This window comes from Psychrobacter sp. PSi21, from assembly GCF_054960615.1.
The window spans coordinates 1-16,948 of record NZ_JBHNYR010000024.1; the positions used below are offsets into that span (position 1 = coordinate 1).

Consider the following 16,948-nt stretch of genomic DNA (forward strand, 5'->3'; position numbering starts at 1 on the left):
GGCAACAGGTTCGGCAACAGGTTCGGCAACAGGTTCGGCAACAGGTTCGGCAACAGGTTCGGCTGGTGTATGATCATTTGAATATGCGGCATCATCTGCCAGATCAATACTGGCCATGCTGGTCGCTGTATCAGCAGCCTTGCTACCTATATGATCACTGCTGTCAAAAACGCGGATCTCGTCATCAGGCAGCGGACGAAACGCGAGCAGGCGCAAAATACACATCTCCAGCGCCTGCATCGGCGTATTGGCAAGCTTAATACCCTCACGCGCCTGTACCACAATCTCATAATACAGCTGAAGCACATCAGCACTGATCTGCTGTGCAAGCGTATGAATGATTTCAGCTTGTGCCTCATTCACATTGAGCGCCACGTGCGGCAAAATCTGTGACAGTGCCAGCTGGTGTAGCAGCTCGGCAAGCCCATCAAACATACTGGTGGCATCGACCATCTGCGCGCGCATCTGCTCAATATGCGCTGCCACAGCGGTGGTGTCATGATTGTAAATATCCGTAATCAGATGCACCAAATCTGCCGCATCAATCAGACCCAGCATTGCATTGACAGTGGCATCATCGAGACCGCCTTGACCAAACGCAATCGCCTGATCGGTCAATGATAACGCATCACGTACCGAGCCTTTGGCCGCACTCGCCAGCTGCCATAGCGCAGGCTGCGTATAAGCCACCTGCTCTTGTGTCAGGATATCTGCCAAATGATCTGCCAGTAGCGTTTGCGGTAGTGGACGCAGCACAAACTGCAAACAACGCGAAATAATGGTGATCGGTAGCTTTTGTGGATCCGTGGTCGCCAGCAAAAACTTCACATGCTCAGGCGGCTCTTCTAGCGTTTTTAATAACGCATTAAAGCTGTGTGTCGACAGCATGTGCACTTCATCGATCAAATAAACCTTGTAGCGACCTTGGCTTGGCGCATAAGGCACATTGTCTAGCAGCTCGCGCGTATCTTCCACCTTGGTACGAGAGGCGGCGTCGATCTCGATAAGGTCGATAAAACGGCCTTGATCGATCGCCACACAATTGTCACACACACCGCAGGGCGTGCTGGTCACGCCAGTATCGCAGTTCAAGCACTTGGCTAAAATACGGGCGATGGTGGTTTTTCCCACGCCGCGTGTGCCCGTGAACAAGTACGCATGATGCAAGCGATTGTAATCAATGGCATTGATCAGTGCTTGGGAGACGTGCGTCTGCCCAATCAGCTCATGAAAGTTTTTGGGTCGGTACTTACGGGCTAAGACTTGATATTGCTGCGTCATATCCATCCAATGTGCCAAGTGATTTAGTCTGCTGATTATAGCAAAAAGCCAGCGCATACGTCTGGCTTCTCATAGGTGTCGCACTCTCTCATCAGCACTGCTTGGTCATAAACTTTAGGTGCTGATATAGCAAGATAACGGAGGTTTTGACTATTTTCGGCGCATGTGCGGGAACAAGATCACATCGCGAATACTAGCAGAGTCTGTAAATAGCATGACCAAACGGTCGATACCAATACCCTCACCAGCTGTCGGTGGCAGACCATAAGCCAAGGCTTCGATATACTCTTCATCAAAGTGCATGGCTTCGTCATCGCCAGCGTCTTTTTCAGCCACCTGACCACGGAAACGCTCCGCTTGATCAGCAGGGTCATTCAGCTCGCTAAAGCCGTTAGCAAGCTCACGGCCGCCAATAAACAGCTCGAAGCGATCCGTGATGTCAGAATTGTCATCATTGCGGCGCGCCAGTGGCGAGGTTTCAGCAGGATATTCAGTAATAAAGGTTGGCTGACGCAATTGATGCTCAGCAGTTTCTTCAAAAATGATGGTTTTGAGTTTACCCACACCGAACACGTCTTTGACTTGCTGCTTAAGCGTGTTGGCAACATAATCAGCCAAATATTCACGATCATCAATGCGGCTCATATCAAAACCTTCAGCATACTGTGCAATCGCCTCAGACATCGACAGACGCGCAAACGGTGCTTTTAAGCTGATGGCTTCTTCTTGATAAGTCAGCTCAGTGGTGCCCAAAATATCTGTCGCCAGCTGATTAAACAAGCGCTCGGTCAAATCCATCAAATCATGATAATCCGCATAGGCTTGATAAAATTCAATCATGGTGAATTCAGGATTGTGACGGGTTGAGACACCTTCGTTACGAAAGCTACGGTTGATCTCAAAAACACGCTCAAACCCGCCAACCACCAAACGCTTGAGGTAAAGCTCTGGCGCGATACGCAGATATAACGGCATGTCTAGCGCGTTGTGATGGGTCTCAAACGGACGCGCAACCGCGCCGCCTGGAATCGGGTGCATCATCGGCGTTTCAACTTCCATAAAACGCTCGCCCAGCATAAACTGACGAATACCGCTGATGACCTGACTACGCACCACAAAGGTATCACGCGTGGTTTCGTTGGTCATCAAGTCAAGATGACGATTGCGGTAGCGGGCTTCCACATCTGCCAAGCCGTGGAATTTGTTGGGCATCGGGCGTAGCGATTTGGTCAGTAGGTTGATCGCTTCAATATGCACATACAGATCACCTTTACCTGAACGGCCGATATAACCAGAGACACCAACAATATCGCCCAAATCTAGGGCTTTGATGCTGGCACGCGTTTCGTCATCAAGCTCTTTACGTGCCACATATAACTGAATACGACCCGTCATGTCTTGGATGACGATGAATGAGCCACGGTTGAGCATCACGCGACCTGCAACGTTGACCTGTGTTTTTTCCCCATTGGCCGCTTTTTCTTCGATCTCTTGTTTTGATACGCCATCAAACGCGGTTTGCAAATCTTGCGCATAATCGGTGCGTTTAAAGGTGTTTGGATACGGCTGTTTACCTGAAGCACTGATATCGTCTAGCTTGGCTTGCAGCTGCGCGATCAGCTCATTGGCATCTTCTACAGCTGGATTTTGGTCTTGATTGCTTTGCTTTGACATAATACTCTCAATATTATTAGGTAATGAAATGGATAAATAACAACAGAAAAATCAACGCAATGCTGATTATTTATCAATAACCAGCATCGCCATAGGTAAACGGTTTATAAAATCGAGGCTTAATCGCCACCGCCAATACTGGCCATCAAATCTGCTTGGTGCTCACGCAATAAGGCATCAAGAATCTCATCCAAGTCGCCCTCCATGATAGCGTCAAGCTTGTATAAGGTCAGGTTGATACGGTGGTCGGTCATGCGGCCTTGCGGAAAGTTATAGGTGCGAATGCGCTCACTACGATCGCCACTACCGACCAAGTCACGACGTATAGAATCCGCCACATCGACCTGCGCTTGCACTTTTGCTTGCTGGATTTTAGAGACCAGCATTTTCATCGCATGTGCGCGGTTTTTGTGCTGGCTACGCTCTTGCTGACACTCTACCACGGTGCCCGTTGGAATGTGGGTCAAACGTACCGCTGAGTCAGTCGTATTGACATGCTGACCACCCGCGCCACTTGAGCGGAAAGTATCCATTTTGATATCGGCAGGATTGATGTCTACGGTATCATCGATTTCAACTTCTGGCATGACCGCAACGGTACAGGCTGATGTGTGCACGCGGCCTTGACTTTCGGTCTCAGGCACACGCTGGACGCGGTGAGCGCCCGATTCAAACTTGAGGCGACCATAGACGCTATTGCCTGATACGCGGGTGATGATCTCTTTATAACCGCCATGCTCGCCTTCACTGGCAGATAACACTTCAACTTGCCAGCCTTGAGTTTGCGCATATTTTTGATACATGCGGAACAAATCACCTGAGAAAATCGCCGCCTCATCACCGCCTGTTCCTGCGCGAATCTCTAAAAAGGCAGGCACTTTGTCATTAGGATCTTTTGGCAACATCATGACGTTAAGCGCTTCTTCCATCTCAGTGATGGTCTCACGCGCCGTATCAATCTCATCCTGCATCATCTCTTTCATGTCAGGGTCTGTCGCGTCAGCCAGCATGTCTTCTGCATCGGCTTGATCGGCTTCAGCACGCACATAATTTTGCCATAGGGTGGTGATTTCCATCAAATCGCTGTGCTCGACAGACAGCGCACGAAACTGATTATTATCACTGATCACACTAGGATCGGACAATAAAGCGGTAACCTCTTCATAACGGTCTACCATCTGGTCTAAACGCAGGCGCAAGGATTCTTTCATAACTGGGCTTTATCTGAATGATAGGAATAAGAGGGCGATTATAGCAAATTTTTGCGACAAAATTAAAACCGCAATGCAATCTTCGCACCAATCCATGCAAATTGTTTTAAATCACTCAACTTATGAGCATAAAAATAGCCAAGACAGTGCTTGGCTATTGATATAAATGTCTGATCGAACCGCTCAGTACATCCATAAGCGGCATATCGTCGTCATGACAGTGATTATTATACTTTGCGTACCAATACAGAACCAATTGAGTAACCAGCACCAAATGAGCAAATCACGCCCAAATCACCTGATTGTAAGCTGTCTTTATAACGGTGGAAGACCACCATTGGGCTTGATGAGCTGGTATTGGCAAACTCATCGATCACGCTTGGGACAATCGCTTTATCAGCGTCTTTACCAACGACCGTGCGCAAGATCAAGTCCAGCATATTGGCATTGGCTTGGTGGAGCCACATCATTTTTACATCACTGGCGGCAAAGTTGTTGTCATGCAAGTGATCGGTGATGATTTGCGAGACTTTCGGGCACACTTCACGGAAGACTTTGCGACCATTTTGTAAAAACAGCTTCGGCGTGACTGGCTCTTTGATGTCCGCGTACATTTCTGTCTGCGCAGCCAAATACTCAGAGCGATCCATAAAGCCGTATTCGTTGGTAATGTTGGTCGAAAACTCGGTGAACAGCTTGGCATTTAAGATCTCATAGCCTTTTGGCGTGTCCAAATCTTCGATGATACATGCCGTCGCCACGTCACCAAAGATAAAGTGACTGTCACGGTTACGCCAGTTCAAATGCGCTGAGGTGATTTCAACGTTGACCACCGCCACACGCTTGGCAAGCCCTGATACGATTGAGCCGTGCGCTTGTGAAATACCAAAAGTAGCGGCACTACACGCGACGTTCATATCATAGGCAAAGCCGCCGACCATACCGATTTCGTTTTGAATCTCAATGGCAATAGCAGGGTAAGTACGCTGAAAGCTTGAGCAGGCAAGGATGATACCATCAAGGTCATTGGCTTCAAGCCCTGCATCGTTTAGGGCATCTTTTAGCGCCGCTGACCCCATCTCGGCCATCACCGACAGCTCTTCACCAAGCTGGCGATAGGCAATCACAGGAGCCATGATTTCAGGGTCTAAAATACCTTCGCGCTCCATCACATAGCGAGACTTGATGCCAGATACTTTTTCAATAAAAGCGGCTGAAGAATGCTGAAGTGGGGTGACGGTTTCTGCTGTAATTTCGTCAGCATGTTGTTCGTTATAATTGTCAACATACTGATTGAATGACGCTACCAGCTCTTCGTTACTGATGCTATAAGGTGGAATATACAGGCCAGTGCCGGTAATACAAGTCGTCATGATAAGCTTCCTTGTTTCCTACTGTTGCGCTCAACAATAAGTATAAAATTTGAAAAGCAGCGCACAGCTGCTTTCGGTGAATAATTGTAAACTTAAAACCAATGTGCTTATTATGCCTGAATATTATATTTTTTCTAATGGTTTGTTACAAATAATCAAGAGCACGTCAGTATCTGGCAAAGACCGTCTGCATGACGGCCAAGCTGCGATATAATGGGCGACCTAAAACCAATAACCATATCAATATGATATCTGGAAATCACTATGGCCGCACTTTTTGATTGGCTCTTTGGCCAGTATGCCGACTACCCGACTCTCTCCATCGTGCTTGAGCTGATTGGGGTGGTATTTGGAGTAGCCAGCGTGTTACTCGCCCGCCGCACCAGTATCTTGGCGTTTCCGATCGGACTGATCAGCACCGCGATTTTTGTCTATTTGCTCTGGCAGTGGCAGCTGTTTGGCGATATGCTGATCAATGCCTACTATAGCGCCATGAGTATTTATGGCTGGATCAACTGGTCACAGCACAAAGACGGCGCGCAGCCTGATCATGTACAAATTGAACATATCGAGCAGCGTGATGTGCCGATACTGGCGACATTATCGGTGTTGACCGTTGGCTTTGTGGCGCTGATTTATTACTTGCGACCAGTGATTAATAATAACTTTAGCTTTGATGGCGCGGTACTGGGATTGCATCTGTTTACGTGGGTTGACTACACCGATATGGTCACCACTGCGCTATTTTTAATGGCCATGTGGCTGATGGCGCGGCGCAAAATTGAGCACTGGCTGTTATGGATCGTCGCTGACAGTATCTCTGTGCCGTTGTATTTTTACAAAGGCCTTACCTTTACCGCGCTACAATACGCGGTATTTACGTTTATCGCAATTTGGGCATATTATGAATGGCAACGACGTTATCGCATCCAGCTTACAACAGCATACGCCTGAGACGGTCTTTACCGTTGCGGTGTTGGGCGCTGAAAGCACGGGCAAAACCACTTTATGTCGTGATTTGGCCACGCATTTTGACAGTGTTTGGGTGCCCGAATATATGCGTACCTATCTGCAAAAAAAATTGGATCTGGAACAAAAGACCTGTACGTGGGATGACTTGCTACCCATTGCCAAAGGACAAATCGCCCTTGAAAACCAGCTGGCAGCGCAAGCGGCGGCTCATGGTCGCTATTTATTTTGTGATACCAGTTTGTTTGAGCTGATGACCTATGCCAAATGGTACTATGACGACTGCCCTTCTGCACTACAGCAGGCGGCGTTAGTGCAGCATTACGATATGATCCTACTTACTGATGCAGATATACCGTGGGTTGCTGATGATTTGCGCGACAGTCCACATGATCGCAAGGCTATTAGAGATTTTTTTATTGATCAGCTAACCAGTTATGGCAAAGATTTTCGCTATATCAGTGGTAATAGGAAAGACAGGGTTACTCAGGTAGTGGATTGGTTAAAATAGAATTGTTTTTACTTGCTTAGGCTATTTTTTGTCAATACTGATACGAAAATAGCCATTAATTATCATACTGCTCATGCTCGCTACTCATAATTTATACCACTAGGACTGACTTCTGAAAACCACCTTTACCGTCACTTGTTATACCTTAATGGCGCTGGTTGCCTTTGCTGCCAACTCGCTATTGTGCCGTATGGCGCTGGCAGGTGGTGATATTGGCCCATGGTATTTTACTGCGATACGGCTACTGAGCGCCGCCGTTTGCTTGTTTTTTATCATGACGCTACGCACCTCGTATCAAAAGCAGCAAGGCACATGGGATATGGCCATACTCTCTGATAAAGGCAGCTGGATCAGCGCACTGTGTTTGCTTATTTATGCGCTGTGCTTTTCGCTGGCGTATGTGCAGCTGGATACGGGGACGGGCGCGCTACTGCTGTTTTCAGCGGTGCAGCTGACCATGATTGGCTGGGGTATTTATAAAAAAGAGCAATTGAGCGCGCTGCAGTGGCTGGCGTTTGTCGTTGCCGTTTTGGGTTTTGTCTATTTGATGCTGCCCTCTGCGGCGGTGCCGTCACTTAAAGCGGCGATATTGATGAGTGTCAGCGGCGGCGCATGGGGAATATACAGTATCCGTGGCAAAAACTGCTTGTCACCTCTGCGCACCACTGGCTTTAACTTCATTAGAAGTTTGGTTGCGCTACCGATACTGCTGTGGTTTGCAGCCATACAAAGCCACCCTATCAGTGCTATAGGCATCTTGCTGGCGTGTGCATCAGGGGCGATTGCCTCAGGTGTGGGTTATAGCATCTGGTATGTGGCGATGCCGTTACTTAAAAACACCCAAGCCGCTATTGTGCAGCTGTGCGTGCCTGTGTTGGCAGCTGCAGCTGGTGTCATATGGCTGGCTGAACCACTGACCGCGCGTTTTACCATTACCAGCGCCTTGATCTTAGGGGCAGTCTTGGTGTTTATCTTGAGTAAAAAACCTACCGCTTGACTGTCCCGCCTTGATGCGATATTCACTTGTTTTTGCGCCAGCCTTTTAGCTTTGAAAAAAAGCCTTTGATTTTGCCCGATAAGCCAAACGATTCGGACTCAGGAACTTCATCGACATGATGGCGCGCAGCCAAAATGGGCTGTTGTACCAGCTTTTCGTGATGCTGGTAGGCGCGGTCTAGACTGATACTCATCATGGCCAAATTGGTCGGGCGCGGCAGACAGCGGTAAATCTGTCCCTTATTGATCAGATCAATAATCATATGCGCGTCTTTAAACTCAGTCAGCATCAGCATCATCAAGTCTGGCTGAATATTTTTAAGCGCATAAACCACAGGCGCGATATTGTCATTGTTCAAAGTCACATCTGCAATCGCCACGCCGAATTTTTTGCGCTGCAGCAGCTCTGAGGCTTGCTCTAAGCTACTTGCCCAGCTGATCTGATAAGTGCTGTCAAAATGTTTTTTGATTTGCTGGTAGACACTTTCGTCATCATCAAGTACCAGTACTTGCCGATGGGCGCCGCCACTGATAGGCTCTATGGCCACATCGTCGATGTCGCGCGTTTGCTGGGCGATTTCGGTGGCTTTATTGACGATTTTTTTGAGCTCATCATTTTGCCAAGGTTTGGTGATATAGCGGTATATCTCACCCTCGTTGACCGAATCAATCACGGCATTTAAATCGGCATAACCCGTTAACAGAATACGAATGGTATTGGGTGAGGCTTCTTTGACCTCGCGTAATACCTCGGTGCCTTGCTTATCTGGCATGCGCTGATCACTGATGACCACTTGCACTTCATTGCTGCTGATATAGTCGATCAGTTGCTCAGGGTCAGTAGTGGTAAAGACATCATGTGACTGACGAAAGTGCATTTTTAGACTGCGTAAAATGCGCTGTTCATCATCGATAAAGGCAATTTTTGGTTTTTGCATGGTCATCTCTTTGGTTGTTTTAGCTGTCAAATAATACTTTGCTTGGTGTTTTGGCAGCGGGTGCGGCCTTTTGTATGGGCAGGTGAATGGCAAAGGTGGTTCCTTGCCCGATAACAGAATCAACGCCAATGGTACCGCCGTGCTGTTCAATAATCTGCGCGCAGATGGCAAGCCCAAGTCCTGTACCCTCACCTGCTTTTTTGGTGGTAAAAAATGGCTCAAAAATACGCGCCAAAACCTCATCATCCATACCACTACCATTGTCAGTGACGGTGATTTGAACGCTGTCATCAGTTGGTGCAACGCTTGAGGTGATGGTCAGCGCACCTTTTTGTCCAGCAGGGATGGCCTGCGCGGCATTGTTAAAGAGGTTTAGCAGCACTTGGTTGATCTGTGAGGGATTACATTGAACGGTGGGCAGCTCGGCCAGCTCGCTGTGCACGTCCAAGGTTTTGAGGTTGTTACGCGCCATCACCAATGAGCTATTGATACAGTCATTGATATCCACGTTTTTGACTTTTGACTCATCAATGCGTGAAAAGTCGCGCAGACTGACCACCAGCTCTGCGATTTGGTCGATACCGTATAGACTATCGCTGACCAAGCCTGCCAAGTCTTCGCTGACCTCATCTTCTTTGATGTCGTCACAACACTGCAAGGTGCTGGCGATCAGCTGATCGATTTGCGCTTTGTCATGGTTGGTATCATTAAGGGCACACAATAAATGCTCGGTATTGAGCATCAGCTCATCAAAGCGCGAAAGGTTGTCACCGACCAGCTCAACGTTACTGCGCACGTAGCCAAGCGGCGTATTCACCTCATGCGCCACGCCTGCCACCATCTGCCCCAAGCTAGCCATTTTTTCTGACTGTACCAGCTGCACTTGTGAGGCTTTTAGCTCATTCATGGCTTGCTGCAAGTCTGCCGTACGAGCAGCAACTTGCTTTTCAAGGTGAACATTGATTTCTGCCAATGCGCCTTCGTTTTCGACAACGCGATCAATCAGTTGATTGGTTTTATCACTAATCAGTTGAATATCGCTGATGCTGGAGTTGGGTAATTTGTGCGCGCCCAGTTTTTGATATTGCTTTTTCTCAATCAGGTGACCCATATCTGCCACTGAGCTGGCCATACTTTTGAGCGGATCGGTAAAGTAACGGCGAAATGCCCATGCGGTCAGCAACAAGATCGGTAAGAAACCCAGCAGCATGGCGCGTATCAGTTGGTTGGATAGGCCATTGGCCACGCTCATCAGGTCACTGTTGGGCTTGACCACCACCATCTTCCAATAGGTAAACGGCATACGAAACACAAACGCCGTCGCTGGCTCCTGCAGCACAAAATCATTTGGCACATCGATGGTGTCAACCAAGTGGCTGTCTACTAAGTTAAAATCTTGATCCACATTGAGTAGTAGCAATGCTGACAGCAGTTTTGATTCTTGGGTGCTGATTTTGTTCATATTGGTGGTGCTTAAGATACTGCGCGCGGCCAGATTGTAACGCCCCTCATCTTTTGCGGTGGCCTCGTCTATCAAATCGCGGTTTACCGCATCCAAGCTGTCTGCAATCGGTGTAAATGCAGCATGGTCACTTGCCAGCTGGCTTGCCGTCATCATCTCGCCTTGCGGATTACTCGCGGTGACTTGCTTGACAATAGACTGATCTGGAAAGGTCAAAAACCGATTGTCCAAATCGACCAAAAACACATAGCCACCGACTTTTTCTTGCCAGCGCGTCATGGCAGTGTCCAGATTGTCCAGTAACAAGTTAAAAGACACCACGCCATCAAAGGCTTGGTTTTGGCTGTCATAAAGTGCCTTGGCACAGGTCATCATCGGGTTGTTACTAACAGGATCGACATAAGCGCGGCTCCAGACACAGTGGTCATGACGCGCATACATGGCAGGGATATACCACCAATCACGGTAGTAAGGGTTGGGCGTTTCGGCATCACTGTTATAGCGCTCTGTGGGCTGCATCACGCCTGACCCGTCGCGTGTCCAAACGAACGACTGACGCTCTTGATCGGCTTGATACATATTGGGATCAAACCACACGCCGCCACCAACGATACGCCGGTCAGTCTGCTGCATCAAGTTGCCAATCGTCTCCTCATATACCGCTTCATTTTTGGGCAAACCACCACTGATGGCACTGGTCGCTTTAGCCATCCCATCGACATGGTTGATACTGACCATGATGCTGTTGATGACCTCATTCCCCGTTTCAACCACCGTCTCTGAGGTCAAATCTGAGATACGCGGTTTGGCTTGGGTATCCATAACCCAATAAACCATGATGATAATAAGCAAAAATGCCAATGACAGAATCATCAGCATTCGTGTGGTGATACTGCCAAACTTACTGGCTATACCCATGAGAACACGCCCTAATCTGTGACAACGCGATCTAACAGACAACAGCTATCCTCGCCATACCCACATAAAAACAAGGGGTTATACGAGATCGATGCCGTATCCAGCAAGATCTTGCTGGTAAACTGCCAGACAGTTACCGTTAATATTGGGCTTAAGCATAAATCAGAAATATGACAAGTTGATGATAAAGGGCCGTAAATTGGGGATGAATGTCAAATACCAGTAGAAAACAGCAACAAAAATTGAGCCAATCGTATCCGCCATACTGCAGATGACAGTTAAGTAAGCTAAAAATGGCCTGTTAAGTTTCTATAAAACAGTAAGCACAAAAAAACGCAGAAGCCAATCACCTGCGACTACCATCTATTAAATCGGTAGCAAGCGACTGGTTTCTGCGTGATTGAGAGGCGGCTGAGCATCTATTAAACGCCTATTGAGCGCTTTAGCTGACGCTGTTCCACATTTTGCTCAAGCGCTTGGGTGAGACGGCCATGCGCGTTTTCATTGGCTGGGCAAACAACTGAATGCGGTACTCCTCAACCATCCAGCGATAGTCGCTGATTGCCTCACTGTCCGCGCGCCCTGCCAGCCGCTCCATATGCAGATCCAGCGCATAGACACCGTCCAGATCGGCATCAAGGTTATGTTCAAGGCGTTCAAGGCGGATCTCAAGCGCCTCTAGATAGCGTGGATATTGCTGCCAATGGCTGTAGTCCATACGATACACAAAATCAGCCAAATGCAAATCCTCTAGCTGGTCTTCCATATCGTCTATCGACTCGCCAAAGATTTCTCGATCCAGCATCAAAAGTCCTTGACGAATACGCTGCCAACGCGTGTAGACATTTTTTAACTGCTTGATCACCGTTTGTCCAGTCAATAGGAAATGGTTCAACACCACCTCTGCGGTTTGCTGATACTCCTCTGACGTGAACGGCAATTCCTCAGCCAACCCGACCGCCCGTGCATCAGCACTCTCTGGCAAATCCGCGCTGTGATCGAACAACACATAATGCTCTTCAAGCGTGGCATCCAAGGTAGCGTCAATGACGACCGTCTTGAGTGACTCCATGTCGCCAAGCGGTGCAAACGCCAGCTTGAATACCTTATCAATCTGACTGGTCAGCTGTTTTTTCTTAGCTCCCAGCTGGCCTTTCATCAAGGTCAACACACCCACACGATGTGCCTGTAGGGCGGCGGTGACATCGGTATATTGATGTATTGATACGGCCTCGCCTGCCTCATCAGCGACCAAAGCTGCAAACTGTTTCATCACCACTCCTGCACTGTGGTGATTTTTACTAAAGTTAAAATGTTCAGGGAAGCGACTGTGCACCCCTTGCTGCTCCGTTACCGCTTGACTGGTCTCGCTGGCATGACGGATCTGCAAGGTTTGCAAATCTCGTCCTTTTTCAATAATGCGGTTTTTGTCATCAACCACACAGATTTGTGGCTGCAAATAGCGATCAATAGCAGACGGGGTGAACTGATCTGGCGTCACTGAAACAATACCGCGACGATGCAACGCTTGGCAAATCTGCTTGAGTAGCCCTTGCGACTGCTCTGGTGCTAACTCATCAAATAAGCTGTCTGCCGTATCGGGAATCGGTACGATCTGGCGACGAATGTCTTTGGGCAATGACTTGAGCAACTGCAAGACCAGCTCAAAGCGCCAGCCGGGCACGCCCCACAGCAGCTCAACCGCATCCAGCTGCGGCAAAGCGGCCAGCGGCACCCGAATGGTCACACCATCGTCATCGCTGGCGGGATCAAACACATAACGCAAGGGCAGCTTGAGATCGCCAAGCTGCCATACTTCAGGAAAGTCGCCTGTGGTCGGTGCCTGACTGGTCAATACGTCATCGTCTGAGAAAAACAGATACTTACTGTCTGTCTTTTCCATCTCTGCACGCCAATCTTCAAACGCTTTGCGACTGGCAATATGCTCTGGTATTTTATGATCATAGAATTGATACAGTGTCTCTTCATCAACCAATAAATCACGGCGACGCAGTTTATCTTCAATACGCTCAACATGCGCGACTTTGTCCATGTTGTGCTGCAAAAATGGCGCGCTACGACCAAAATTACCCGTCACGAGTCCGTCACGAATAAAAATCTCACGCGCCTCGACCAAATTGACCTGCTCATAGTTGGCCAGCTGCTTGCCAATAATGATCAAACCAAACAGGCTGATCTGCGCATAGGCTTTGACGCGGCCTGTCTTTTTCGACCAATGCGGCTCAAAGTAGTGATATTTTAGCAAATTGCCTGCAGCTGAGATTACCCATTCTGGCTCAATCTTGGCTACCGTACGCATAAATACTTGCGAGGTTTCGACCATCTCAAAGGCCATTACCCATGGCGGGGTTTGCTTAAAGACTGTACTGGCAGGGAATATTTTGGTTTTTTGCTGACGCGCTGCCAGATATTCGCCGCGATTGTCGGTTTTGTGCGCGATAATAGACAGCAGGCCAGTTAGCAGGGCTCGATGCAAGTTGGCATACTTGACCGCTTTTTGCTGTTCATCATTGATGACGGTAACATCACCTGTTGCGGCCTTGTTTTTACCCTCATCTTTATCAGTATTACCCATCAGTTTGAGGTCTGTCACCATCTGTTCCAGCTGGCGATGGGTCTTATGCCACTCACGCACGCGCGGGAAGCTGAGATAATGCTTTTTGGCAAACTGCTTGCGCTGATTGCTCGACAGTCGGCCACCATCGTCATCTTTTTCAAACAAGGCGCGCCATAAGCTTAAGTAAAACAAGAAGTCTGAGTCATCTTGACGAAACAGCGCATGCTTTTGATCCGCTTGCGTGCGCTTGTTGGCAGGGCGTTCGCGTGGGTCTTGCACCGCCAGCGCCGCCACCACGATCAGCATTTCACGAATACAATCAAAGTCGCTACCTGCGACCAGCATACGCGCCAATCTGGGATCAATGGGCATACGCGCCATTTTTTGCCCCGTATTGGTCAGCTTTAGGTGATCGAGACCTTGACGTTTGGGCTTACTTGGCGCACTTGACTCCGTTTTGCGTGTGATTGCACCCAGCTCGTCAAGCAGTTTGTGCCCATCAGCGACCAAGCGGCTATCAGGCGGCTCAATAAAATCAAAATTATCGACACTACCCAAACGTAGATTGGCCATTTGCAAAATCACCGAGGCCAAGTTGGTACGCAAAATCTCAGGCTCAGTAAACTCAGGGCGACTGGTAAAATCTTCTTCGCTATATAGGCGAATACACACACCCGGCGCGACACGGCCACAGCGACCTTTACGCTGGTTGGCGGCGGCTTGTGAGATGGCCTCAATCGGCAAACGCTGCACCCGCGAGCGATACGAGTAACGCGAGATACGCGCAAACCCTAAGTCAATCACATAGCGGATGCCCGGTACGGTCAACGCTGTCTCTGCCACGTTGGTGGCGATAACGATACGGCGGCCTCGGCCTGAAGGCTGGAAAATACGCTGCTGTTCATCGTACGTTTGGCGCGCAAACAACGGCAGCACCTCAGTATGCCGCGGCCCATGCCGATCAAGCACGTCTTGCAGCTCACGAATCTCCGCCTCGGTCGCCGCAAAAATCAAAATATCGGCTTGATCAGGATGGCCTTTGCTGTGCGCGTCGCTGAAGCACTCTTCTACCGCTGCGACCACTGCACGAGGCAGGTTATCTTCAAAATCATCATAACTGTCATCATCTGAGCTGGTCACTGGCTCGTCCGTCAGCGGGCGATAGCGCACCTCAACAGGGAAACTACGCCCTTCGACATTAAAAATCGGTGCTGGAACTTGACGCTTGAGCTTGGCATCATAGCGGCTAAAGTATTCACTAAAACGCTTGGTATCAAGCGTGGCTGAAGTGATGATAACTTTAAGGTCTGGACGCTTGGGTAAGATATTTTTTAAATAACCCATAATAAAATCAATATTGAGACTGCGCTCATGCGCTTCATCAATAATGATGGTGTCATATTTGCTCAAAAAACGATCATGGCCCAGCTCAGCAAGCAAGATACCATCGGTCATCAGCTTGACCACTGACTGGGCCGAGCCTTGCTCGTTAAAGCGGATCTTAAAGCTGACCGTATTACCCAGTGGCTCGCCCAGCTCTTCGGCAATACGGTTGGCCACGCTACGCGCTGCCAATCGGCGTGGCTGCGTATGACCGATTTGACCCGTGATGCCGCGTCCAGCAAGCATGGCCAGCTTCGGCAACTGCGTGGTTTTACCCGACCCTGTCTCCCCTGCGACGATCACCACTTGATGGTCAATAATGGCTTGCACCAAGTCCTCGGCGCGCTGACTGACAGGCAGATCAAGATTGAGTTTTTCAGCCAAGTTATTGGGGATACTGTCTATCCGCGTCTCTACCGTTTGCTGTGAACGCGTTTTAATCTTGTCATACTGCGCATTTTTTTTATCCAACTCTTGCTGCTTGCGCTCATCTTTATCACTATTTTTGCGTAGGCGACGGATGTCATGCTCTAAGCGGCTTAGATAATGGCGATCTTTTGCGAGCACAGGAATATCTGCCATATCATCGGTACTGGTATTGTTATCTGAAGACGTGGGCATATCGGATGAATGTGTTTCTGTCATGGGTTGAATACTTTCCAATGGATTAGGCATATTTACTTAGGCTATTTTTTATAAGAAGTGCTTAGATTATGGGGTTATTTTGGCAATGATTCAAGGTTATTGAGCCGCAGGCGAAAACCAAAGACGCTGTAGCTGATAGCGGCATGACACCATTTCAACCATAATGGATACTGTCTTTTTTGCGTCCAATAAAAAACGATCAGCCACTGACCATTAACATACCAAAAGTATGTCAACCGACAATGAATGATCGTTATGAGCAGGGCAAATAGTTACTATTTGTCCTGCAATTACTGCTTTAAGTGCTTAAGATGCGCCAAGCTCTAGCAAGCTTGCGTTACCGCCAATGGCAGTAGTGTTGATGGTTTTAACGCGCTCTGTGATAAAGCGATGGATATAGTCTTCTGTCAACATCTCAGTAAAACCGTCCATATCGGTCACCGCGATCACTTGCGTTAAGATACCATCGGTACCTGCAAGCTCTTGGCTGATGCTTTGTGCATCGGCGCTATTACCTGCAACAGCGACTTGTGCTAAACGATCGATATGTAGCAAGGTGACGGTTTGAGAGTCATTGGCAACGCTTAGTACATCTTCAGTAATGCCTGCGTCATACAAGGCTTTAGCCGCTTCATTACACATGTCTTCTTGGCTTGGACAATGTAAGATCACTTCGTTACCAGTCACCAAAGCGGCAATCAGCTGACCAAGTACCGCCATCGCTTTACCCGTCTCACCACCAAAAATCATCGTTTTGCCGCGTGCAGTCAAGTACAAGTCGTTTGACTCGCCTGTGGCACCCGTTAAACGATGCACTTCATCAAGATGCGACGCAAAGCTGAGCAAGTGATTGAATAAGCGACGCGCTTTGTTGGCATCACCTGTCATCAATGCCAGCTTTGGAATAGCGGCTTCAAGATAAGCAGCACGATTGACCGCGCCGAGCAATCGCCAAGCTTCACAAACCTGAGCATGGTTCTTTTTGAATTCATTTGCCATGTTGCGACTC

Annotated in this window: 11 protein-coding genes; 3 read left to right on the forward strand and 8 right to left on the reverse strand. The window is 48.5% G+C overall.

Annotated features, from left to right (window positions below):
- From dnaX to ACFI32_RS13530, 4 genes are all read right to left on the reverse strand, one after another.
- A partial coding sequence (gene dnaX / locus ACFI32_RS13515) for a DNA polymerase III subunit gamma/tau (protein ID WP_462627132.1) occupies positions 1-1,281 on the reverse strand: 1,281 nt, incomplete at its 3' end.
- A 150-nt stretch (positions 1,282-1,431) separates the two neighbouring features.
- Positions 1,432-2,955 carry a lysine--tRNA ligase gene (gene lysS / locus ACFI32_RS13520; RefSeq protein WP_462627133.1) on the reverse strand — a complete coding sequence of 508 codons (1,524 nt, stop codon included), beginning with the start codon at positions 2,953-2,955 and terminating at the stop codon, positions 1,432-1,434.
- A 119-nt stretch (positions 2,956-3,074) separates the two neighbouring features.
- Positions 3,075-4,166, reverse strand: coding sequence for a peptide chain release factor 1 (prfA, locus tag ACFI32_RS13525; protein WP_462627134.1), 1,092 nt, complete (start codon positions 4,164-4,166; stop codon positions 3,075-3,077).
- A 227-nt stretch (positions 4,167-4,393) separates the two neighbouring features.
- Entirely contained in the window at positions 4,394-5,539 is a 1,146-nt protein-coding gene (locus ACFI32_RS13530) for a beta-ketoacyl-ACP synthase III (protein ID WP_462627135.1), read from the reverse strand.
- Positions 5,540-5,803: 264 nt separating this feature from the next.
- Between ACFI32_RS13530 and pnuC the strand changes: the two genes are divergently transcribed.
- The 3 genes from pnuC (at position 5,804) to ACFI32_RS13545 (ending at position 8,016) form a co-directional block, all read left to right on the forward strand.
- Positions 5,804-6,493: a nicotinamide riboside transporter PnuC gene (gene pnuC, locus ACFI32_RS13535; protein ID WP_462627136.1), complete on the forward strand. Its 690-nt coding sequence runs from the start codon at positions 5,804-5,806 to the stop codon at positions 6,491-6,493.
- A complete protein-coding gene (locus tag ACFI32_RS13540; protein WP_462627137.1) occupies positions 6,444-7,019 on the forward strand; it encodes an AAA family ATPase in 576 nt (191 codons plus the stop codon). Before pnuC ends, ACFI32_RS13540 begins: the two co-directional genes overlap by 50 nt.
- A gap of 148 nt (positions 7,020-7,167) precedes the next feature.
- The gene (locus ACFI32_RS13545) at positions 7,168-8,016 is read left to right on the forward strand and encodes a DMT family transporter (protein ID WP_462627138.1); all 849 of its coding nucleotides are present in this window, start codon (positions 7,168-7,170) and stop codon (positions 8,014-8,016) included.
- 22 nt (positions 8,017-8,038) lie between these two features.
- Here ACFI32_RS13545 and ACFI32_RS13550 read toward each other — a convergent pair whose 3' ends face one another.
- The 4 genes from ACFI32_RS13550 to ACFI32_RS13565 all read right to left on the reverse strand — a co-directional run bounded on the left by ACFI32_RS13550 (position 8,039) and on the right by ACFI32_RS13565 (position 16,938).
- Positions 8,039-8,953 (reverse strand): response regulator, encoded by a 915-nt coding sequence (locus tag ACFI32_RS13550; protein WP_462627139.1) that lies wholly within the window; start codon positions 8,951-8,953, stop codon positions 8,039-8,041.
- Between the two features lie 19 nt (positions 8,954-8,972).
- The gene (locus ACFI32_RS13555) at positions 8,973-11,333 is read right to left on the reverse strand and encodes an ATP-binding protein (RefSeq protein ID WP_462627140.1); all 2,361 of its coding nucleotides are present in this window, start codon (positions 11,331-11,333) and stop codon (positions 8,973-8,975) included.
- 442 nt (positions 11,334-11,775) lie between these two features.
- The gene (gene hrpA / locus ACFI32_RS13560; RefSeq protein WP_462627162.1) at positions 11,776-15,915 is read right to left on the reverse strand and encodes an ATP-dependent RNA helicase HrpA; all 4,140 of its coding nucleotides are present in this window, start codon (positions 15,913-15,915) and stop codon (positions 11,776-11,778) included.
- 330 nt (positions 15,916-16,245) lie between these two features.
- Entirely contained in the window at positions 16,246-16,938 is a 693-nt protein-coding gene (locus ACFI32_RS13565) for a 1-pyrroline-5-carboxylate dehydrogenase (RefSeq protein ID WP_462627142.1), read from the reverse strand.
- Between the last annotated feature and the right edge of the window lie 10 nt (positions 16,939-16,948).

Coding starts and splice junctions, on each gene's coding strand:
- lysS (WP_462627133.1), bottom strand. CDS start 2,955: ATGTCAAAGCAAAGCAATCAAGACCAAAATCCAGCTGTAGAAGATGCC.
- prfA (WP_462627134.1), bottom strand. CDS start 4,166: ATGAAAGAATCCTTGCGCCTGCGTTTAGACCAGATGGTAGACCGTTAT.
- ACFI32_RS13530 (WP_462627135.1), bottom strand. CDS start 5,539: ATGACGACTTGTATTACCGGCACTGGCCTGTATATTCCACCTTATAGC.
- pnuC (WP_462627136.1), top strand. CDS start 5,804: ATGGCCGCACTTTTTGATTGGCTCTTTGGCCAGTATGCCGACTACCCG.
- ACFI32_RS13540 (WP_462627137.1), top strand. CDS start 6,444: ATGAATGGCAACGACGTTATCGCATCCAGCTTACAACAGCATACGCCT.
- ACFI32_RS13545 (WP_462627138.1), top strand. CDS start 7,168: ATGGCGCTGGTTGCCTTTGCTGCCAACTCGCTATTGTGCCGTATGGCG.
- ACFI32_RS13550 (WP_462627139.1), bottom strand. CDS start 8,953: ATGCAAAAACCAAAAATTGCCTTTATCGATGATGAACAGCGCATTTTA.
- ACFI32_RS13555 (WP_462627140.1), bottom strand. CDS start 11,333: ATGGGTATAGCCAGTAAGTTTGGCAGTATCACCACACGAATGCTGATG.
- hrpA (WP_462627162.1), bottom strand. CDS start 15,915: ATGCCCACGTCTTCAGATAACAATACCAGTACCGATGATATGGCAGAT.
- ACFI32_RS13565 (WP_462627142.1), bottom strand. CDS start 16,938: ATGGCAAATGAATTCAAAAAGAACCATGCTCAGGTTTGTGAAGCTTGG.